Genomic DNA, 19,394 nt, shown 5'->3' with positions numbered 1-19,394 from the left:
GCCTGCGACCGCTCCCACGCCCCCGCAACGCGAGCCCCGCCGGCCGTGCGGACCGGCGGCGGCCTACGATGGCCCCGTGACACGGCAGCGATACCCCCACCCGGTAGGCCACGTGCCGCGCTGGGCCGCGGGACCGTTGACCGTGCTCGCCCTGCTCGCCGGCCTGCTGGCCATGCACGGCCTCGGCCCCTCCCCGGCCATGGCGGCGCCCGCGCACGGGGCGGCGACGTCCGGAGCGCCATCCGGCGCGACGGCCGGGACGATGCCGGGGGCGACGCCATCGGCTGACGCCGAGGCGGAGGCCGGGGTGGAGGCCGGAGTCACGTCCGACCGGTACTGCCACGATCCCGGCGGCCACCCGGAGCACGCCGACCCCACCTGCGCGGCCGCCGCCGTCGGCGGCACGCCCGCGCCGCAGGCCGCCCCCTCGGCCGCCCCGGTGGTCACCGACGCCGTCGCGACCGGCGTGCCGGCCCCGCGCCCGGGCCACGACCTGGGCGGCCGGGCCCCGCCCTCGCTCAGCGAACTGCAACTCCTCCGCATATAGGGGCACCCGCGGCGACCGACCAGGCCGCCGCCCGCGCAGGTCCCCTTTCAGAGGTACAGCCCAGGCACAGTCCTGAAGCACCGAGGAGTCGCACCACCATGACCGCACACCGTTCGTCCCCGCGCGCCCGGCTCGGCCGCGCCACCGCCCTGGCCGCCGCGGGCCTGCTGGCCGCCGCCGTCCTCGTCGCCTGCGGCGACGCCGACTCGGACGCCGGCCACTCCGGCGGCCACGGCCAGGGCGGGAGCCCCGGCCCGTCCGCCGAGACCGACCCCGCCGACCGCTCCGACGCGGAGTGGAACGACGCCGACGTCGCGTTCGCGCGGGGGATGATCCCGCACCACAGGCAGGCCGTCGAGATGGCCGGGCTCGCCGCCACCCGCGCCGAGTCACCCGAGGTCAGCGCGCTCGCCGAGCAGATCGAGGCCGCCCAGGCGCCTGAGATCGCCACGCTCACCGAGTGGCTGACGGCCTGGGGCGAGGACGTCCCGGCCGAGGACGAGACCGAGGACGGCGGCCACTCCGAGCACGACATGCCCGGGATGATGGCGTCGGAGGACCTGGCCATCCTGGAGCAGTCCGAGGGGCCGGAGTTCGACGCGGCGTTCCTGCGGATGATGATCGAGCACCACGAGGGAGCGGTCGCCATGGCCGAGACCGAGCGGGCCGACGGGGCCCACCGGCCGGCCCTCGACCTCGCCGCGGAGATCATCGCCACCCAGAGCGACGAGATCACCCGGATGAACGACCTGATCGACGTCGCCTCGGCAGGCTGACCCACCCCGAACGGTCGGGCCGGCCCGGGCGGCCCGACCGTTCGGACAGGCCTACGAGGAGCCCCGCAGCCGGGACTCCGCCGTGGCCAGGGCCCGGCCGAGAACCTCGGCGCCCTGTTCGGCCTCCGTCACGGTCAGCGACAGGGGAGGGGCGACGCGCAGTACCCCGGTGCCCGGCGGGCCGCCCCGGCCGAGCAGCACCCCGCCCTCCCTGGCGGCCTCCAGCACCAGCGCGGCCGCCTCGGGAGAGGGCTCGTCCGTGCCGGGCGCCACCAGCTCGACGCCGATCATCAGGCCCCGGCCGCGCACCTCCCGGACGACGGACAGGCCGGCGGCCGTGGCCCGCAGCCGCTCGATCAGCAGCCCGCCGACCCTTCGCGCGTTGCCCTGGAGGTCGTGCTCCTGGAGGTACGCCAGGTTGGCGAGGGCGGCGCTCATGGTGACCGGGCTGCCGCCGAAGGTGGAGATCGAGTGCGCGTCCAGGCAGTTCATCACCTCGGCCCTGGCCACCACGCCGCCGACGGACATCCCGTTGCCGATGCCCTTGGCGAAGGTCAGCAGGTCGGGCGGGCCGTTCGCGCCGTGCGCCTGCCACCCCCAGAAGTGGTCGCCGGTCCGCCCCCACCCCGTCTGCACCTCGTCGCTGATCCACAGGGCGCCGTGCTCGGCCAGCACCTCGCGGAACGCCGCGAACAGCCCGTCGGGGCCGGAGGTGAAGCCGCCCACCCCCTGGATCGGCTCGGCGATCAGCGCCGCCACCCCGCCCCTCGTCTGGGTGAGCAGGTCGCGCAGGTCGGCCACACAGGCCGCCGTGAACCCCGCGTCGTCGAGCTCGGCGAACGGCCCCCGGCCGCGCACCCCGCCGTGCACGTACAGGGTGCGCAGCGGCGACAGACTGGTCGGCGCCCAGCCGGAGTTGCCGGTGACGCCGACCGTCGAGAACGACCGGCCGTGGTAGCCGTTGCGCATCGCCAGCACCTGGTTGGACCCGCGGTAGGCGGTGGCCAGCAGCAGCGCCGTGTCGTTGGCCTCGGTGCCCGAGGTGGTGAAGAAGACCCGGGCGTCCGGGATGCCGGAGAGCGCCGCGATCCGCTCGGCCAGCTCTACCATCGGCCGGTTGAGGTAGAGCGTGGAGCTGTGCAGGATCCGGCCGGCCTGCTCGGCCACCGCCCTCGCCACCTCGGGCAGCGCGTGGGCGGTCATCGTGGTGAGGATGCCGCCGAAGAAGTCCAGGTAGCGGTTGCCCTCGGCGTCCCAGACGAACCTGCCCTCGCCGTGGGTCAGCTCGATGGGCCGCTCGTAGTAGAGGGCCAGCCAGTCGGGCAGCACCGCCCGGTGCCGGCCGAGCAGCGCCTCGGGGCTCCCGTTGGTCCGCACCGCCTGTGCGGTCGCCGGCCCGCTCACGGCCGCACCAGCCCCTGGTACGCGTCGGGGCGCCGGTCCCGGTAGAACGCCCACTGCCGGCGCACCTCCTCGATCAGCCCGAAGTCCAGGTCGCGGACCACCAGTTCCTCCTCACTGTCGCTGGCCGCCTCGCCCACCAACCGGCCGCGCGGGTCGACGAAGTAGCTGCTGCCGTAGAAGTCGTTGTCGCCGTAGGGCTCCCGGCCCACCCGGTTGATCGCCGCGACGAAGTACGCGTTGGCCACCGCCGCGGCCGGCTGCTCGAGACGCCACAGATGGGCGGAGAGGCCCCGCGAGGTCGCCGACGGGTTGTACACGAGCTGCGCGCCGGCCAGCCCCAACTCCCGCCAGCCCTCGGGGAAGTGCCGGTCGTAGCAGATGGTCACGCCGATCCGGCCGACCGCCGTGTCGAAGACCGGCCAGCCGAGGTTCCCCGGCCGGAAGTAGTACTTCTCCCAGAACCCCGGCAGCTGCGGGATGTGGTGCTTGCGGTACTTGCCGAGCACCGTGCCGTCCGCGTCGATCACCGCGGCGGTGTTGTAGTGGAAACCCGGCCCGTCGACCTCGAAGACCGGCACCACGAGCACCAGCCCCGTCTCCCTGGCCAGCTCCCGCATCCGGCCGACCGTCGGCCCCTCCGGCACCGGCTCCGCCCAGCGGTGGTGCTCGGGCTCCTGCACCTGGCAGAAGTACGGCGCGTTGAACACCTCCTGGAACCCCAGGATCCCCGCGCCCCGCCGGGCCGCCTCCCTGGCGTGCTCCTCGTGCTTGGCGACCATCGACGCCGGGTCGCCCGTCCATGTCGCCTGCACCAGGGCCGCACGCACCACATCCGCCATCAAGCACTCCCGTCGTCGGCCGCCGCGCCGGAGAACGAAGGCTAGGAGCCGTCACGCACCGTGGCAAGGGCATCGGCGCAACGTCGCCGGTTCGAGGGGGCTCGTCCGCCCCGGCGCGCGCCGGTAGGGTCCCGGCCATGAATGACGACGCGCGCTCGCTCCTCATCGCCGTCGCGGCCACGGCCGTCGCCGCACTGGCGCTCGGGTGGTTCCTGCGGAGCCACCTCACCGAACGCTCGCGGCGCCGGCTGCAACGGTTCTTCGGGCTGCCCGACAACTCCGAGTGCCTGCTCGTGGTCAGCCGGGACACCGGCACCGACGGCGCGATCGCCCGCAACGACGTGTTCGCGCTGCTCGAACTCGCCGCCGTGATCCGCACCTGCGGGGCCAACTCCCGGCTGATATCCGGCGAGGCAACCGGCCAGGGCTTCGGCGAACGCACCGAGTTCTGCATCGGCAGCGCGGTGGCGAACCGCCGCCTCGCCGCCCACGTCCACAGCCTGCTGCCCGGGGTGGCCGTCAACACCGACAGCGAACCGGGCCCGGACCGCGGCGCGTTCCTCGTCGGAAGCGAGCGCTACCGGCTGGAGAACGGCTCGGTCGAGCACGTGCTGCTGGCCCGGCTCACCGCGGGCGAGCAGGGCCATCCGGTGTTCCTCGTCTGCGGCCAGCGCTCGGTGACCCACCAGGCCGCGGCCCGCTACCTCGCCAGGCACCAGGCGCGGCTGGCCCGCAAGCACGGCGCGAACGGCACCTTCTGCCTGCTGCTCAAGGTGGTCAACTCCCAGGCGTACGGGCCCGACGTCGTCGAACTCGTGAAGGACGTGACCCGCGCGGCCACCAGCCCCGCACCCAAGCTCACGACGAGTAAGGATCTCTGACCCGGTGTGACGTAGCCTAGCCCTGTCCGGGCGGGCGGGAACGCGGACCGCCCGTGGAAGGAGTCTTGGGGATGGGCGACAGCCGGCCGGTGTACCAGCGGATCGCCGACGATCTGCGCCGACGGATCGACGAGGGGGAGCTCTCCGTGGGGGACCGGATCCCCTCCCGGGCCGAACTGAAGCGGGCCTACGCCGCCAGTGACCAGACCGTCGACCGGGCGGTGCGGGTGCTCAAGGCCGCCGGCTACGCCAGTGGGCAGTTCGGCCGCGGGGTGTTCGTCAGCGACCGGGTGCCGATCGGGGCCCTGGTGCGCTCCACCGCCGCCGTCGACTCCCCGTTGGCCGCGCGGCTCAGCGTGCCGGACGCCGGCTCCGCGGGGGGCGCGCCCGACCTGGCCTGGGAGGCGGTGTCCACCACCACGGCCGCCCCCGCGGACATCGCCGTCCGGCTCGGGCTGACGCCTGGCGAGCGCGTGATGTGCACCAGGTACGAGTACCTCGCCGACCGGCGCCCCCTCCAACTCGCCACCAGCTGGGAGCCGTTGGCGCTGACGGAAGGCACCGACGTGGTCTTCCCCGAGCGCGGCCCCTACGCCAGGCGAGGGGTGCGCGGCCGGTTCGCGGCGATCGGCATCCGCGTCGTGCACGCCCGCGAGATCGTCGGCTCCCGGCCGGCCACCAGCCCGGAGGCCGAGGCGCTCGGCTGCGCGCCGGGACAGTGCGTCACCGCCGTGGAGCGCACCCACTACGACGCGGAGGAACGCCCGGTGGAGACCTCGGACACGGTGGTGCTCGGCGACCGCTGGCGCCTGGAGTACGACATCGCCTTCACCCAGGACAACCCGGCCATGGCTCAGGACTCGGCGGCCTCCGCGTAGGCCTGGAACAGCTCGGGCGCCCCGGTGTCGGCCCACTCGTGGCCGGTGGCCACCACGTCCACCTCGCGGCCCGAGGCCATCACCACGACCGGCCGGCCGTCGGGCCCGGGGGCCCAGTAGGCGCCGGGCACCGAGCGCACGATCACGGTGCCGAGGAAGAGGCCGGCGTCGTTGGCCAGCCAGGGCAGTTCCTCCGGATCATCCCGCCACCTCGGCAACAACTGGTCAAGGGCCTCCAGGGACCTCGGGGAGTCGTCACGCAGGACGACTCCGGCGCGCTGCGCACGGGCCCGCAGCAGCTCGCACTCCGACAGCAGCTGGGCCACCCCCTCGGGGTCCGACCACGAGCCGGTCGGCGTGGCGGCGTGCTGCTTGCGCCAGTTGTCCAGGAAAGGGATGTTCATGCGTCCAGGGTCCCATCACGGCGGCCCAACCGGCCACCAGTGGATGTCACCAGTTGTTCACAGATTCGGTTAGCGGACCGCGTCACAGTCGGGGGCATCACAGGTCCAGGTCGACCACGACCGGCGCGTGGTCCGAAGCGCCCTTGCCCTTCCGCTCCTCGCGGTCCGCGTACGCGTCGGTCACCAGCTTGGTGAACGGCTCGTTGGCGTAGACGAGGTCGATCCGCATCCCGCGGTTCTTCGGAAAACCCAGTTGCCGGTAATCCCAGTAGGTGAACGCCCGCTCGTACTTCAGGGGGCGCGGCAGTACGTCCGACAGGCCGGCCGCCCGCAGCTCGGCCAGCGCCGCCCGCTCCTCCCCGGTCACGTGCGTCGACCCCTCGAAGACCGAGCGGTCCCACACGTCCACGTCCTCCGGGGCCACGTTGAAGTCGCCGAGCACCGCGAACGGCCGGGCACCCGCCGCGTCCTCGGCGACCGCCTCCCGCAGCGCCCCGAGCCAGCCCAGCTTGTACGTGAAGTGCGGGTGGCCGACCTCGCGGCCGTTGGGCACGTACACCGACCACACCCGCACCCCGCCGCAGCTGGCGGCCACCGACCGCGGCTCGGCCACCCCGTCGTACTCGGGGCCGCCCGGCAGCCCCCGCACCACCTCGTCGAGACCGACCCGGGAGAGCACCGCCACCCCGTTCCACCGGCCACCGGCGTGCACCGCGGCCTCGTAGCCGGCCTCCCGCAGCCGCTCGGTCGGGAAGGCGGCCGGCTCGCACTTGAGCTCCTGGAGGCAGAGCACGTCGGTGCCGCTGCGCTCCAGCCAGCCGAGCAGCCGGTCGATCCGGACGGTGACGGAGTTGATGTTCCAGGTGGCGACGCGCATCGGCCTTCTCTCGGATCGTGGGGCTCTCGGACTCGCGGGGGGACTCCCGGCGTGCGGGCTCAGACGGCCGCGGACTCGCCCGGGGCCAGCCGCGTGTACTCGGTGGGGGCGACGCCCGCGCCCTGCGGGCCCAGGTTGCGGCCGTAGACGGGCAGGGCGACCTCGTTGAGCAGCCCGTCGTGGATGGCGAAGGCCCGCTCGGGCCGCACCTCGCGGACGTAGTCGACGACCTCGGAGATCTTGTTCCACGGGGCGTGCAGCGGCAGCAGCAGGGTCTCCACCGGGCGCCCCGGCACCGTCAACGCGTCCCCGGGGTGGAAGAGCGCTCCGCCGACCAGGAAGCCCACGTTGGTGATCCGCGGGATGTCCGGGTGGATCACCGCGTGCAGCTCGCCGTGCGCCTCGACCTCGAAGCCGGCCGCCTCGAAGGCGTCCCCGTGGCCCACCGTGTGCACCCGGCCGGGGAAGGCCGCCGACAGCCGCTCGGCGACGCTGCGCAGCGTCCACAGCTCGGTGTCCTGGGAGGCGTCGAGGGCGGCGCGCAGCCGGCCCTCGTCGAAGTGGTCCGGGTGCTCGTGGGTGACGAGGAGCGCGTCCGCGCCGAGGGCGGCGTCCTCCTCGCTGAACGCGCCGGGATCGATGACCAGGGTGCGGCCGTCCTTCTGGAGGCGGACGCAGGAGTGGCCCTTCTTGGTGAGCTCCATGCCGGCCATTCTGCTACGGGCCACCGACAGCCGACGACGACGGGCCGGGCCGGGACGCGGAACCGCCCGGTGCCCGTCCTCCTCGGACGGGCACCGGGCGGTGGGAACGCACGGTGGCGGGCCGGACCCGGCTCAGGACTCGGCGCCGGCCCTCGCCTCGCGCCGGTTGTCGCGGAACGCGTAGACCCGGCGGGCCATGGCGAACAGCGGGATCACCGCGCCGAGCACCACCTGGAGCGCGCAGCCGGTCTGGAGCAGCAGCAGGCCACCGGGGGCGTCGAAGGCCCAGGCGGTCAGCAGGGCCATGCTCAGCACGATCCAGGAGAGCATCGCCACGGCCAGCGTGCCGCGCGGCTTCGGGTACTCGACCCGGCTCACCATCAGCCAGGCCACCCCCAGGATCGCCAGCAGCGTCGGCGTGAAGGGCAGTTCCAGCAGCACGATGGAGACCACGGTGAGCGCGCCGAACGGGCTCGGCATGCCCTGGAAGACGCCGTCCGGCATGGTCACGCACGAGAATCTGGCCAGCCGGAGGACCACCGCCAACAGCACCACCGTCGCCGCGAGCGCCGACAGCGGTTCGTGGACGTCCCCGACGACCATCCCCCAGACCAGCACGAAGTAGGCCGGGGCCAGACCGAAACTGATCAGGTCCGACAGGTTGTCCAGCTCGGCGCCCATCGGCGAGGCCCGCAGCTTGCGGGCCACCAGGCCGTCGAAGAGGTCGAAGACGGAGGCCAGCAGCATGAGCAGCACCGCGGTCGCCGCGTTGTTCCGCACGACGCCGACGTCCCCGCTGTCGGTGAGGTGCGGGATCAGCACGCCCGTGGTGGTGAAGTAGACGGCGAGGAAGCCGCAGGTGGCGTTCGACAGCGTCAGCGTGTCCGCTATCGAGAGCCGCATCGACAGCGGCAGATCGTCGACCTCCGCGTCGTCGTCGTCCGCCACCCAGGACGCCGCGGGCGCCCTGGTGGTATCGGAGGTGGATCGCTCAGTCACGGTCAAGGCGCGTCACTCCCGCGGTGGTGTGCTGGCCGACCTCGACGGCGGGCTCGACGCCCTCCGGGAGGTAGACGTCCACCCGTGAGCCGAAGCGGATCAGGCCGATCCGGTCGCCCTGCTCGACCTTGCAGCCCCGCGGCACGTACGGCACGATCCGTCGCGCCACGGCGCCGGCGATCTGGATCATCTCCAGGTCGCCGAGCTCGCTGTCGAAGCGCCACACGACCCGCTCGTTGTTCTCGCTCTCCTTGTCGAAGGCCGGGACGTAACCCCCGGGCACGTGCTCGACGGAGGCCACCGTGCCGGCCACCGGGGCCCGGTTCACGTGTACGTTCAACGGGCTCATGAAGATCGCCACCCGGGTCCGCCCGTCCTGCCACGGCATGATGCTCTGTACCACGCCGTCGGCCGGCGAGAGCACCCGGCCCTGGCCGATCTCCCGCTCCGGGTCGCGGAAGAACCACAGCATCCCGGCGGCCAGCGCCGTGGTCGGGACGGCCACGGCCGCCCAGGCTCCGGAACGGCGGGCCTTCACGAGGCTGACCGTGGCCGCGGCCACGGTGGGGAGCAGCCAAGGGGAGGCGCCGCGCGCCAGTCGGACCCGGCCGCTGGGTTGAGGAGTGGAGCGGTAAGGCATGGGGAACCTTCGTAGCGGGGAACAATGCACCGGTGCACCTCCGCTCACTCTGGAGCGGACTCCGAAGCGGTGCGCGTGCCTCGATGCTATAGGTCTCGGACCGTAACTCGGCAAGCCAGCGGGCCGATCGGGGGCCGTACGCGCCTCTCGGGCACCCGTCTCGCCCTGGGCAAACAGAACATTTCAGCCCGCCTGGCGACCCTTTCGTCGATCATCAGTAGCAGCCTCGAGCAGCCGCCGGCCGATGATCATCTTCTGGATCTCCGCCGTGCCCTCGCCGATCAACAGCATCGGCGCCTCCCGGTACAGCCGCTCGATCTCGTACTCCTTCGAAAACCCGTAGCCACCGTGGATCCGGAAGGAGTGCTCGACCACCTCCTTGCAGTACTCGGCCGCCAGGTACTTGGCCATCCCGGCCTCCAGATCGTTGCGCCGCCCGGCGTCCTTGGTGCGTGCCGCCCGCACCATCAGGCCGTGCGCGGCCTCCACCCGGACCGCCATCTCGGCCAGCCGGAACTGGATCGCCTGGTGCTCCGCGATCGGCCGGCCGAAGGCGTGGCGTCGCTGCGCGTAGGCGATGCCGAGCTCGAAGGCGCGCAACGCGACGCCGCACCCGCGCGCGGCCACGTTCACCCGTCCCACCTCGACCCCGTCCATCATTTGGTAAAAACCTCGGCCGGTCGTGCCGCCGAGCACCCGGTCGGCGGGAACGGGCAGCTCGTCCATGATCATTTCGGTGGTGTCCACCCCCTTGTAGCCCATCTTGTCGATCTTGCCGGGGATGGTGAGGCCAGGACCGATCCGGCCGAATCCGGGTTCCTTCTCGACCAGGAACGTCGTCATCGAGCGATGCGGCGGGGCGTCCTCGGGCAACCCCTCGTCCGTCCGGCACAAGACGGCAACCAGGTTGGCCGTCCCGCCGTTGGTCAACCACATCTTCTGCCCGGTCAGCCGGAACCCGCCGTCGGCGGCCCGGACCCCGCGCGAGGTGATCGCCGACACGTCGGAGCCGAGGCCCGGCTCGGACATCGAGAACGCGCCACGGACCTCGCCGGTCGCCATCCGCGGCAGGAAGCGCGCGCGCTGCTCGGGGGTGCCGTGGTGGACGAGCAGATGCGCCACGATGAAGTGGGTGTTGACGATGCCGGACACGCTCATCCAGCCGCGGGAGATCTCCTCCACGCACAGCGCGTACGTCAGCAACGACTCGCCGAGCCCGCCGTACTCCTCGGGGACGGTCAGCCCGAAGAGGCCCAACGCGCGGAGCCCGGCCACGATCTCCTCCGGGTAGGCGTCCCGGCGCTCCAGTTCGCCGGCGACCGGAAGGATCTCCTTGTCGACGAATTCCCTTACGGTTTCGACGATCTCCCGCTGGACCTCGGTCAGCCCCTCGGTGCGCGCCAGCCGCCGCATCTCACCGCCCCCCGTCCTGGCGCCCGGCGGTGGGCACCAGCACCTTCCGCCGGAAGACGCAGACCAGCGTGCCGTCCTGGTTGTGTCCGCGGGTCTCCACGGTCACCACGCCGCGGTCCGGTCTGGACCGCGACACCCGCTTGGCCAACACGGCCGTCTCGCCGTACACCGTGTCCCCGTGGAACGTGGGCGCGGTGTGCCGCAACGACTCCACCTCCAGGTTGGCGATCGCCTTCCCCGACACGTCCGGCACGGACATGCCGAGCAGCAGCGAGTACACGTAGTTGCCGACGACGACGTTCCGCCCGAACTCGGTCTCCCGCGCGGCGTACTCGGCGTCGAGGTGCAGCGGGTGGTGGTTCATGGTGAGCAGGCAGAACAGGTGGTCGTCGTACTCGGTGACGGTCTTGCCCGGCCAGTGCCGGTAGACGTCCCCGACGTCGAACTCCTCGTAGAGTCGGCCGAATCGCATGAGTCCTCCGGACGGGTGGTCACGGGTGGTCACGGGTGGTCACGGGGGTCGATCCCCGGCGGACGACCTCAGCGGTCGTCGGACGGCGGGTGGAAGGCGCTGGTCCTGGGGAGGCCGGCCGCCCGGCCCTTGCCGGCGATGACGAGCGCCATCTTGCGGCTCGCCTCGTCGATCATCTCGTCGCCCAGCATCGCCGAGCCCTTCGCGCCGCCCACCGCCGACGTGTGGTACTCGTAGGCGTCCAGGATGAGTTCGGCGTGGTCGTAGTCCTCCTGGGTCGGCGAGAAGATCTCGTTGGCCGCCTCGATCTGGCCCGGGTGCAGCACCCACTTGCCGTCGAAGCCCAGGGCGGCCGCGCGGCCGGCGACCTCGCGGAAGGCGGGGACGTCGCGGATCTGGAGGTAGGGGCCGTCGATGGCCTGGAGGCCGTTGGCGCGGGCGGCCATCAGGATCCGCATCAGGATGTAGTGGTAGGCGTCCGCCGGATAGCCCGGCGGCTGCTCGCCGACCACCAGCGACTTCATGTTGATCGAGGCCATGAAGTCGGCCGGGCCGAACACCAGGGTCTCCAGACGCGGCGACGCGGCCGCGATCGCGTCGACCTCGACCAGGCCGCGCGCGTCCTCGATCTGGACCTCGATGCCGATCCGGCCCACCGGCAGGCCCATGGTCCGCTCGATCTGGGTCAGCAGCAGGTCCAACGCCCGTACCTGCTCGGCGTTCCGCACCTTGGGGAGCATCAGGCAGTCCAGGTTGGCGCCGGCGCCCTCCACCACCGTGATGACGTCGCGGTACGTCCACTCCGTGGTCCAGTCGTTGACCCGCACGACCCGCGTCCTGGCGCCCCAGTCGCCCTCGTTCAGCGCCTTCACGACGGCGTGCCGCGCGCCCTCCTTGGCGAGCGGCGCGCAGGCGTCCTCCAGGTCGAGGAACACCTGGTCGGCCGGCAGCCCCTGGGCCTTCTCCAGGAAGCGGGGGTTGCTGCCCGGCACGGCCAGGCAGGAGCGGCGGGGGCGGATCATGGCACAACCTCCAGGTGGTGGGCGAGGCGGATCTCGTCGACGATACGGCCGATGATTCCGGTGATGCCGAAGTCCTTCGGGGTGAACACCGCCGCGACGCCCGCCGTCCGCAGTGCCGCCGCGTCGCCGGCCGGGATGATGCCGCCGACGACCACCGGCACGTCGCCCGCGCCCGCCGCCCGCAGCCGGTCGAGGACGTCAGGCACCAGCGCCACGTGCGAGCCGGAGAGGATCGACAGGCCGACGCAGTGCACGTCCTCCTGCACCGCCGCCGCCACCAGTTGCGCCGGGGTGAGCCTGATGCCCTGGTAGACCACCTCGAAGCCGGCGTCCCTGGCCCGGACGGCGATCTGCTCCGCGCCGTTGCTGTGCCCGTCGAGGCCCGGCTTGCCCACCAGCAGCCGCAGCCGGCCCACGCCGAGCGCGCGGGCCGTGTCGGCGGCCGCCCGGCGGACGGCGGCCAGCGCCGGGTCGGGCGCCGCGGCGCCGGCCGCGCCGGCGCCGCCGACCCCGGTGGGCGCCCGGTACTCGCCGAACACCCCGCGCAGCGCGTCCGCCCACTCGCCGGTGGTCACCCCGGCGCGGGCGCACTCCAGGGTCGGGAACATCAGGTTCCGGTCCGTCTCGGCCGTGCGCCGCAGCGCGTCCAACGCGCGGCGCGCCGCGGCCCGGTCGCGTCGGGCGCGCCAGCGGTGCAGCGCCTCGACCACCGGCGCCTCGGCGGCCGGGGCCACGGTGAGCACGGCCGCCTCGGGACCGGCGGTCAGCGGGCTGGGCTCGGTCTCGGGGTAGCAGTTGACGCCGACGATCCGCTCCTCGCCGCTCTCCACGCGGGCCCGGCGGCGGGCGTGTGAGTCGACAAGTCGTGACTTCAGGTAGCCGGAGGAGACGGCGGCCAGCGCGCCGCCCATCTCCTGCACCCGCCCGATCTCGGCCCACGCCTCGGCGGCCAGCGCCTCCGTCTTCGCGCGCACCACGTGGCTGCCGGTGAACAGGTCCTCGTGTTCCAGCAGGTCGCTCTCCTCGGCGAGCACCTGCTGGATGCGCAGCGACCACTGCTGGTCCCAGGGCCGGGGGAGACCCAACGCCTCGTTCCAGGCCGGGAGTTGGATCGCGCGGGCCCGGGCGTCCCGGGAGAGCGTGACCGCGAGCATCTCCAGGACGATGCGCTGCACGTTGTTCTCCGGCTGTGCCTCGGTGAGGCCGAGCGAGTTGACCTGCACGCCGTACCGGAAGCGGCGCTGGGCCGGGTCGGTGACGCCGTAGCGCTCCCGGGTGAGCCGGTCCCAGATCTCCCCGAACGCCCGGATCTTGCACATCTCCTCGACGAAGCGGACGCCGGCGTTGACGAAGAACGAGATCCGGCCGACGACGTCGCCGATCCGCCCCGGGCTGATCCGCCCCGAGTCGCGCACCGCGTCGAGCACGGCGATGGCGCTGGTCATGGCGTAGGCGATCTCCTGGACGGGCGTGGCGCCCGCCTCCTGGAGGTGGTAGCTGCACACGTTGACGGGGTTCCAGCGCGGCAGGTGGCTGACGGCGTAGGTGATGGTGTCGGTGGTGAGCCGGAGCGAGGGCCCCGGCGGGTACACGTGGGTGCCGCGGGCCAGGTACTCCTTGACGATGTCGTTCTGGGTGGTGCCGCGCAGCATGGTGGGCTCGGCGCCCTGCTCCTCGGCGACGACCTGGTAGAGGGCCAGCAGCCACATGGCGGTGGCGTTGATGGTCATCGAGGTGTTGGTGCGGTCCAGCGGGATGCCCTCGAACAGCTGCCGCATGTCGCCGAGGTGGGCGACCGGGGTGCCGACCCGGCCCACCTCGCCGCGGGCCAGCGCGTGGTCCGGGTCGTAGCCGGTCTGGGTCGGCAGGTCGAAGGCGACGGACAGGCCGGTCTGGCCCTTGCCCAGGTTGCGCCGGTAGAGCGCGTTGGACGCCTGGGCGGTCGAGTGCCCCGCGTAGGTGCGCATCAGCCAGGGGCGGTCGCGGCGGGCCATCTCAGGCTCCGCTCCCGACGGGCTGGCCCGCGACGGGTGCGGCGGCCGGCGTGCGGAACAGGTCGATGGCGGCGAGGTGGCGCGCCCGCGTCTCGTGGTCGCGGACCCCGAGCCCCTCGGCCGGCGCGAGGGCGAGGACGCCCACCTTGCCCTGGTGGAGGTTGGCGTGCACCTCGTGGGCGGCCTGGCCGGCCGCGTCCAGCGGGTGGACCCGGGACAGCGTGGGGTGGATCCGGCCCTTGGCGACCAGCCGGTTGGCCTCCCACGCCTCGCGGTAGTTGGCGAAGTGCGAGCCGACGATCCGCTTGAGGCTCATCCACAGGTAGCGGTTGTCGTAGGCGTGCTGGTAGCCGGTGGTGGAGGCGCAGGTGACGACGGTGCCGCCGCGGCGGGTGACGTAGACGCTGGCGCCGAAGGTCTCGCGCCCCGGGTGTTCGAGCACGATGTCGACGTCCTCGCCGCCGGTCAGTTCGCGGATCCGGGCCCCGAACCGCCGCCATTCGCGCGGGTCCTGGGTGTGTTCGTCGCGCCAGAAGCGGTAGCCCTCGGCGTTCCGGTCGATGACGGCGGTGGCGCCCAGCCGGCGGCAGAGGGCGGCCTTCTCCGGGCTGGAGACGACGCACACGGGGGTGGCGCCGCCGGCCAGCACCAGCTGGGTGGCGTAGGAGCCCAGGCCGCCGCTCGCGCCCCAGATCAGCACGTTGTCGCCCTGCTTCATGGCGGCGCCGTTGCGGGACACCAACTGCCGGTAGGCCGTGGAGTTGACGAGTCCTGGCGAGGCCGCCTCCTCCCAGGAGAGGTGGCGGGGCCTGGGCATCAGCTGGTTGGCCTTGACCAGGGAGAGCTCGGCCAGGCCGCCGAAGTTGGTCTCGAAGCCCCAGATGCGTTGCTGGGGGTCGAGCATGGTGTCGTCGTGCCCGTCGGCGGACTCCAACTCGACGGACAGGCAGTGCGCGACGACCTCGTCGCCGGGGCGCCAGGCGTTGACGCCCTCGCCGACGCGCAGCACGACGCCGGCCAGGTCGGAGCCGATGACGTGGTAGGGCAGGTCGTGGCGGGCGGCCGACGGCGAGAGCCGGCCGTAGCGTTCGAGGAAGGCGAAGGTGGGGACGGGCTCGAAGAGCGAGGTCCACACCGAGTTGTAGTTGATCGAGCTGGCCAGGACGGCGATCAGGGCCTCGCCGGGGCCGACCGCGGGAACCGGCACCTCGTCCAGGTGCAGGGAGGCGCGCGGGTCCTTGGCGTGGCTCGGCAGACCCTCGAACATCGCGGTCTCGTCCTTGTGCACGGTGATGGCGCGGTAGGACTCGGGGAGCGGGAGCGCGGCGAAGTCCGCGGCGTCGGCGTCCGAGTCGTCCAGCGCGGCGATCGCCGCGAGGATCTCCTTCACGGGCTGCCTCCGAAGGCAGGCGGAACACGACAGTTGGCGGTGCGCGTGCGGCGTGAACATGGAGCGCGGTGGTGCGCGGCTCGCGTGGTGACGCGGCGTGCCGGGCGCTCGCGAGTGCGTGGGACAGCGCCCGGATTCCCGTACCGTATGGCACCCCGTGCCGCTCCGCAAGGCACTGCGTGCCTAAAATCTCGCTCATGTGGTGAGGTGGCGCGCCCAGTTGAGCGACGAGTTGGTGGTACGTGCCGCGCCGGGCCGGGCGAGGCTAGGCCCGGTCGGTCAGGGCCTGCTCGATGGTGCGCATGACCTCGCTCAGTGGCGCGTCCGTGCGCGCCACCGTGACCAGCACCTCGCCCTTGGCGGAGGCGAAGGCCGCCGGCGGCGGCGCGGTGGCGGCGATCGCCGGCAGCGAGGCGAAGGTGCGGCGCACGATGGCGAACGCGTGGTCCAGCTCGGCCTCCACGTCGCCCTCGCCGTCCCGCCGGAGCCAGCGCCGCAGCACGTGGTTGTGGGCCGTGACCACGGAGGCCGCCGCCACCTCGGCCAGCAGCGGCTCGTCCCCGTTGTGCGAGTTCTCGTCGAACTGGCCGAGCAGGTAGCTGGTGAAGAGCCGCTCGTAGCGCGCGACCGAGGCGATCTCCCGTTCGCGCAGCGCCGGCACCTCGCGGGTCAGCCGGTAGCGCTGCACCGACACGGCCGGCGAGGCCGCGTACATCTTCATGACCTCCTTGATGCCGCGGCACACCGTGTCGATCGGGTTCTCGTGCGCGGGCGCGGCGTCGAGCACGGCCTTGGCGCGCTCCAGGGTGTCGTCGTGGTCGGGGAAGATCGCCTCTTCCTTCGACCGGAAATGGCGGAAGAACGTCCGGCGGGCGACCCCGGCGGTGGCGGCGATCTCGTCCACCGTGGTGGCCTCGTACCCCTTGCTCACGAACAGCTCCATGGCGGCGGCGGCGAGCTGCCGGCGCACCTTGAGGCGCTGGTGGGAAACCTGGGGTCGGACGGACTTCACGGGCTGGGCCATGAGGCGAAACTACTCCATCCCGCATTTCCGACGCGCCGCCGTTTCGGCGCCGGTCAGCGCGGGCGCCCGTGGTCGTGGAAGCCCCGCCCGGTCTTCCGTCCCAGGCAGCCGGCCGCCACCAGCTGGCCCAGCAGGCCCGCCGGGGCCAGCGCCGGCTCGCGGAACTCGTGGTGCAGGGTCCGCTGGATGGCCAGCGCGACGTCGAGACCGACGATGTCGAGGAGTTCGAAGGGCCCCATCGGGTAGCCGCCGCCGAGCCGCATCGCGGTGTCGATCTCGGCCGGCGTCGCGTAGTGCTCCTGCACCATCCGCACGGCGTCGTTGAGATAGGGGAAGAGCAGGGCGTTGACGACGAAGCCGGCCCGGTCGCGGCAGTCCACCGGGTGCCTGCCGATCGCGGCGCAGAGGGCGTGGGCGGTGGCGTGCGCCGCGTCGCCCGTGAGGACCGTGCGCACCACCTCCACCAGGCGCATCGCGGGCGCCGGGTTGAAGAAGTGCAGGCCGACGACGTCGGCCGGCCGCGCGGTGGCCCTGGCGCAGGCGATCACCGGTAGCGACGAGGTGGTGGTGGCCAGTACGGCACCCGGCCGGCAGACGGCGTCGAGCAGCGTGAACAGCCGCCGCTTGACGGCCAGTTCCTCGACCACCGCCTCGACCACCAGGTCGGCGTCCGCGAGCGCGTCGAGCGTGTGGGACGGCCTGAGGCGGGCCAGCGCGGCGTCCCGCTCGGTGGCGTCGAGCCGCCCCCTGGCGACCCGCCGGCCGAGCGAGGCCGCGACCCGGTCGACGGCGGCCGCCGCCTTCGCCCCGTCCCGCGCCACCAGCATGACCGGCAGCCCGGCCGCCGCGCACACCTCGGCGATCCCGGCGGCCATGGTGCCGGAGCCGACCACGCCGACCGACGCCACAGGGCGCGGCTCGGCGAGCGGCCCCCGGCCGTCCGGGGTCAGCTCGTCCGGCACCACCTCACCGCTGTGCGGCGCCCGGTAGGTGTAGAAGCCGCGGCCCGCCTTGCGTCCCGTCATGCCCGCCTCGGCCAACTGCCCGAGCACCGGCGCGGGCGCGTGCGGTCGGCGCCCGGTCCGCTGGTGGAGGGCGTCGAGCACGGCGCGCGCGGTGTCGACGCCGATCAGGTCGAGCAGCGCCAGCGGGCCCATCGGCAGCCCGCAGCCGAGGCGCATCGCCGCGTCGATGTCCTCGCGGGTGGCGTAGCGCGACTCGTACATCGCGGCGGCCTGGTTGAGATAGCCGAACAGCAGCCCGTCCGCGAGGAGTCCGGGACGGTCGCCGGCGGGCAGCGGTTCCTTGCCCAGGTCGCGGGCGAGCGCGGTGACGGCGGCCAGCGTCTCGGGCGCGGTGAGCACCGAGGACGCCACCTCGACCAGGCGCATCGCGCGGACCGGGTGGAAGAAGTGCAGCCCGACCACCCGCGCCGGGCGCGCGGTCTCGGCCGCGAGCCGGGTGACGGGCAGCGCGTTGGTGGTGGTGGCCAGGACGGTGGCGGGGCCGACCATCCCGTCGAGGGCGGTGAACAGGGCGAGCTTGAGCGGGTAGTCCTCGGGCACCGCCTCGATCACCAGGTCGGCGGCGCCCGCGGCGCGCAGCTCGGTGTGCACGGTGAACCGGGGCTTCGCGGAAGGTCCGTTCGCCAGGGGTTCCGTGGCCTGTGCGGCCTGTGCGGCGAGCGCGCGGGCGCCGGCCGCCGGCGAGACGTCGACGCCGATCACCCGGCGTCCCGACCGGGCGAGGGCGGTGGCGAGGCCGACGCCGAGGGTGCCGAGCCCCACGACGGCGACGGTCGGGAACACGGCGGCGACGGCGGGCTGTTCGACGGCGAGTCGCGGGGGAGGTTGGGTGGCGGACTGCATGGGGGACTCCAGGATGACGACCGGGCAGGGACGAACCCTTCGCCGGCGGGCCCCTGTCCCGGAGGCCGGCCGTCGGGTTCGCGGTCGCGTCACCACATCGCATGAGCCGGATAGCGCTCTGATGAGCAGCGTACTGAGTCGGTGTCGGCCTCGGAACCCCCCGGCGCGGTCCCTTCCGCTGTGGCGCGGGTCACGTGCGGGCGTAGCGGACCTCGTCGATCGGCGTCCCCGCGATCTCGAACGTGTCCCGCACGCCAGCCCCCGACAGGCGTGCCGCCACCCCTCGATCCTGGCCAGACCGACGGCCTCGGCGTCGGTTCGCGCGGTGATCACGGACATGCGGTGTGCCTACGATGGGCAGCGTCCGTCCGAGCGGTGATCCATCCGGGGGCCGCGGGAGGAGAGGGGAAAACGATGTCCGCTGATGTCTCGGGGCAGGGGCCGCTGCCGGCCGCGTTTCTGACGCCGGGCTCGTCGTCGTTCGTGGACTTCCTCAGGGCGCACTCGCCCGACCTGCTGCCGGCCGGGCGCGAGGTCCCGGCCGTGCGCGGCGCGGCGGACGTCCGGCACGGCACCACCATCGTCGCCGCCTCCTACGCCGACGGCGTGCTGCTCGCCGGCGACCGCCGGTTCACCGCCGGCAACATGATCGCCCACCGCGACGGCGAGAAGGTCTTCCCGGCCGACGAGTTCTCGGCGGTGGGCATCTCCGGCACCGTCGGGCTCTCGATCGACATGGTGCGGCTCTTCCAACTGGAGCTGGAGCACTACGAGAAGGTCGAGGGCGTCCCGCTCTCGCTGGTCGGCAAGGTCAACCGACTGACCGCCATGATCCGGGACAACCTCCCGATGGCCATGCAGGGCTTCGCCGCCGTCCCGCTGTTCGCCGGCTACGACCTGACCGCCCGCCGGGGCCGGATCTTCTCCTTCGACATCACCGGCGGCCACTCCGAGGAGTTCGGCTTCGCCTTCACCGGCTCGGGCTCGCCGTTCGCCCGCGGCTCGCTCAAGAAGCTCCACCGCGAGGGGATGAGCGAGGAGGACGTCGTGACCGTCGTCATCCAGGCCCTCTACGACGCCGCCGACGAGGACACCGCCACCGGCGGGCCCGACCTGACCCGCGCGCTCTTCCCCGGCGTCGCGCTGATCACCGAGGACGGCTACCGCCGGCTGCCCGTGAGCCGGGTGGCCGAACTGGCCCGCGCCGTGCTCGACCAGCGGCGCGAGCGCCCGGACGGCCCGACCGCGCCGACCCTCTGACG

19 protein-coding genes are annotated in these 19,394 nt (G+C 73.2%); 5 read left to right on the top strand and 14 right to left on the bottom strand.

What is annotated here, in order from left to right:
* Positions 1-76 precede the first annotated feature (76 nt).
* Both E1283_RS11210 and E1283_RS11205 read left to right on the top strand, forming a co-directional pair.
* Positions 77-547, top strand: coding sequence for a DUF6153 family protein (locus E1283_RS11210; RefSeq protein ID WP_243744760.1), 471 nt, complete (start codon positions 77-79; stop codon positions 545-547).
* Positions 548-645: 98 nt separating this feature from the next.
* Positions 646-1,323 (top strand): DUF305 domain-containing protein, encoded by a 678-nt coding sequence (locus tag E1283_RS11205; protein WP_132817814.1) that lies wholly within the window; start codon positions 646-648, stop codon positions 1,321-1,323.
* A 51-nt stretch (positions 1,324-1,374) separates the two neighbouring features.
* Here E1283_RS11205 and E1283_RS11200 read toward each other — a convergent pair whose 3' ends face one another.
* Both E1283_RS11200 and E1283_RS11195 read right to left on the bottom strand, forming a co-directional pair.
* Positions 1,375-2,727 carry an aspartate aminotransferase family protein gene (locus E1283_RS11200; protein ID WP_425086155.1) on the bottom strand — a complete coding sequence of 451 codons (1,353 nt, stop codon included), beginning with the start codon at positions 2,725-2,727 and terminating at the stop codon, positions 1,375-1,377.
* Entirely contained in the window at positions 2,724-3,566 is an 843-nt protein-coding gene (locus tag E1283_RS11195; RefSeq protein WP_132817813.1) for a nitrilase-related carbon-nitrogen hydrolase, read from the bottom strand. Before E1283_RS11195 ends, E1283_RS11200 begins: the two co-directional genes overlap by 4 nt.
* A gap of 137 nt (positions 3,567-3,703) precedes the next feature.
* On the opposite strand from E1283_RS11195, the gene E1283_RS11190 reads away from it, so the two are divergent.
* Complete coding sequence (locus E1283_RS11190) at positions 3,704-4,447, top strand: hypothetical protein (protein WP_132817812.1); 744 nt, start codon at positions 3,704-3,706, stop codon at positions 4,445-4,447.
* Between the two features lie 71 nt (positions 4,448-4,518).
* Positions 4,519-5,325 (top strand): GntR family transcriptional regulator, encoded by an 807-nt coding sequence (locus E1283_RS11185; protein WP_132817811.1) that lies wholly within the window; start codon positions 4,519-4,521, stop codon positions 5,323-5,325.
* Here E1283_RS11185 and E1283_RS11180 read toward each other — a convergent pair.
* From E1283_RS11180 to E1283_RS11125, 12 genes are all read right to left on the bottom strand, one after another.
* A complete protein-coding gene (locus tag E1283_RS11180; protein WP_132817810.1) occupies positions 5,301-5,729 on the bottom strand; it encodes a DUF6278 family protein in 429 nt (142 codons plus the stop codon). The two genes, E1283_RS11185 and E1283_RS11180, sit on opposite strands and share 25 nt — an antisense overlap.
* 97 nt (positions 5,730-5,826) lie before the next feature.
* Positions 5,827-6,606 carry an exodeoxyribonuclease III gene (locus E1283_RS11175; protein WP_132817809.1) on the bottom strand — a complete coding sequence of 260 codons (780 nt, stop codon included), beginning with the start codon at positions 6,604-6,606 and terminating at the stop codon, positions 5,827-5,829.
* A 59-nt stretch (positions 6,607-6,665) separates the two neighbouring features.
* A complete protein-coding gene (locus tag E1283_RS11170) occupies positions 6,666-7,310 on the bottom strand; it encodes an MBL fold metallo-hydrolase (protein ID WP_132817808.1) in 645 nt (214 codons plus the stop codon).
* A 132-nt stretch (positions 7,311-7,442) separates the two neighbouring features.
* The gene (gene pssA, locus E1283_RS11165) at positions 7,443-8,213 is read right to left on the bottom strand and encodes a CDP-diacylglycerol--serine O-phosphatidyltransferase (RefSeq protein WP_132817815.1); all 771 of its coding nucleotides are present in this window, start codon (positions 8,211-8,213) and stop codon (positions 7,443-7,445) included.
* An 88-nt stretch (positions 8,214-8,301) separates the two neighbouring features.
* Positions 8,302-8,949 carry a phosphatidylserine decarboxylase gene (locus E1283_RS11160; protein ID WP_132817807.1) on the bottom strand — a complete coding sequence of 216 codons (648 nt, stop codon included), beginning with the start codon at positions 8,947-8,949 and terminating at the stop codon, positions 8,302-8,304.
* A gap of 183 nt (positions 8,950-9,132) precedes the next feature.
* Complete coding sequence (locus tag E1283_RS11155; protein WP_132817806.1) at positions 9,133-10,362, bottom strand: acyl-CoA dehydrogenase family protein; 1,230 nt, start codon at positions 10,360-10,362, stop codon at positions 9,133-9,135.
* 1 nt (position 10,363) lies between these two features.
* Positions 10,364-10,834 carry a MaoC family dehydratase gene (locus tag E1283_RS11150; protein WP_132817805.1) on the bottom strand — a complete coding sequence of 157 codons (471 nt, stop codon included), beginning with the start codon at positions 10,832-10,834 and terminating at the stop codon, positions 10,364-10,366.
* A 68-nt stretch (positions 10,835-10,902) separates the two neighbouring features.
* Positions 10,903-11,856: an HpcH/HpaI aldolase/citrate lyase family protein gene (locus E1283_RS11145; protein ID WP_132817804.1), complete on the bottom strand. Its 954-nt coding sequence runs from the start codon at positions 11,854-11,856 to the stop codon at positions 10,903-10,905.
* A complete protein-coding gene (locus tag E1283_RS11140) occupies positions 11,853-13,850 on the bottom strand; it encodes a protein meaA (protein ID WP_132817803.1) in 1,998 nt (665 codons plus the stop codon). Before E1283_RS11140 ends, E1283_RS11145 begins: the two co-directional genes overlap by 4 nt.
* A 1-nt stretch (position 13,851) precedes the next feature.
* Positions 13,852-15,240: a crotonyl-CoA carboxylase/reductase gene (ccrA, locus tag E1283_RS11135; RefSeq protein WP_132817802.1), complete on the bottom strand. Its 1,389-nt coding sequence runs from the start codon at positions 15,238-15,240 to the stop codon at positions 13,852-13,854.
* 265 nt (positions 15,241-15,505) lie between these two features.
* Positions 15,506-16,264 (bottom strand): TetR family transcriptional regulator, encoded by a 759-nt coding sequence (locus E1283_RS11130; protein ID WP_132817801.1) that lies wholly within the window; start codon positions 16,262-16,264, stop codon positions 15,506-15,508.
* A 53-nt stretch (positions 16,265-16,317) separates the two neighbouring features.
* A complete protein-coding gene (locus E1283_RS11125) occupies positions 16,318-18,132 on the bottom strand; it encodes a 3-hydroxyacyl-CoA dehydrogenase family protein (RefSeq protein WP_132817800.1) in 1,815 nt (604 codons plus the stop codon).
* A 414-nt stretch (positions 18,133-18,546) separates the two neighbouring features.
* Here E1283_RS11125 and prcB point away from each other — a divergent pair, with 414 nt between their 5' ends.
* The gene (prcB, locus tag E1283_RS11120) at positions 18,547-19,392 is read left to right on the top strand and encodes a proteasome subunit beta (RefSeq protein ID WP_132817799.1); all 846 of its coding nucleotides are present in this window, start codon (positions 18,547-18,549) and stop codon (positions 19,390-19,392) included.
* The last annotated feature ends 2 nt before the right edge of the window (positions 19,393-19,394 follow it).

Source organism: Streptomyces hainanensis (genome assembly GCF_004348415.1).
Lineage (GTDB): Bacteria > Actinomycetota > Actinomycetes > Streptomycetales > Streptomycetaceae > Streptomyces > Streptomyces hainanensis.
Note: the sequence above shows the minus strand (reverse complement) of the source record. Positions and strands in the feature narration are given on the sequence as shown.

What these genes read in the sequence shown, in the direction of transcription:
- E1283_RS11180 (WP_132817810.1), bottom strand. Translation starts at nt 5,729, where the DNA reads ATGAACATCCCTTTCCTGGACAACTGGCGCAAGCAGCACGCCGCCACG.
- E1283_RS11195 (WP_132817813.1), bottom strand. Translation starts at nt 3,566, where the DNA reads ATGGCGGATGTGGTGCGTGCGGCCCTGGTGCAGGCGACATGGACGGGC.
- E1283_RS11185 (WP_132817811.1), top strand. Translation starts at nt 4,519, where the DNA reads ATGGGCGACAGCCGGCCGGTGTACCAGCGGATCGCCGACGATCTGCGC.
- E1283_RS11205 (WP_132817814.1), top strand. Translation starts at nt 646, where the DNA reads ATGACCGCACACCGTTCGTCCCCGCGCGCCCGGCTCGGCCGCGCCACC.
- prcB (WP_132817799.1), top strand. Translation starts at nt 18,547, where the DNA reads ATGTCCGCTGATGTCTCGGGGCAGGGGCCGCTGCCGGCCGCGTTTCTG.
- E1283_RS11140 (WP_132817803.1), bottom strand. Translation starts at nt 13,850, where the DNA reads ATGGCCCGCCGCGACCGCCCCTGGCTGATGCGCACCTACGCGGGGCAC.
- E1283_RS11125 (WP_132817800.1), bottom strand. Translation starts at nt 18,132, where the DNA reads ATGCAGTCCGCCACCCAACCTCCCCCGCGACTCGCCGTCGAACAGCCC.
- E1283_RS11190 (WP_132817812.1), top strand. Translation starts at nt 3,704, where the DNA reads ATGAATGACGACGCGCGCTCGCTCCTCATCGCCGTCGCGGCCACGGCC.
- E1283_RS11130 (WP_132817801.1), bottom strand. Translation starts at nt 16,264, where the DNA reads ATGGCCCAGCCCGTGAAGTCCGTCCGACCCCAGGTTTCCCACCAGCGC.
- E1283_RS11170 (WP_132817808.1), bottom strand. Translation starts at nt 7,310, where the DNA reads ATGGAGCTCACCAAGAAGGGCCACTCCTGCGTCCGCCTCCAGAAGGAC.
- pssA (WP_132817815.1), bottom strand. Translation starts at nt 8,213, where the DNA reads ATGCGGCTCTCGATAGCGGACACGCTGACGCTGTCGAACGCCACCTGC.
- E1283_RS11160 (WP_132817807.1), bottom strand. Translation starts at nt 8,949, where the DNA reads ATGCCTTACCGCTCCACTCCTCAACCCAGCGGCCGGGTCCGACTGGCG.
- E1283_RS11155 (WP_132817806.1), bottom strand. Translation starts at nt 10,362, where the DNA reads ATGCGGCGGCTGGCGCGCACCGAGGGGCTGACCGAGGTCCAGCGGGAG.
- E1283_RS11175 (WP_132817809.1), bottom strand. Translation starts at nt 6,606, where the DNA reads ATGCGCGTCGCCACCTGGAACATCAACTCCGTCACCGTCCGGATCGAC.
- E1283_RS11150 (WP_132817805.1), bottom strand. Translation starts at nt 10,834, where the DNA reads ATGCGATTCGGCCGACTCTACGAGGAGTTCGACGTCGGGGACGTCTAC.
- E1283_RS11145 (WP_132817804.1), bottom strand. Translation starts at nt 11,856, where the DNA reads ATGATCCGCCCCCGCCGCTCCTGCCTGGCCGTGCCGGGCAGCAACCCC.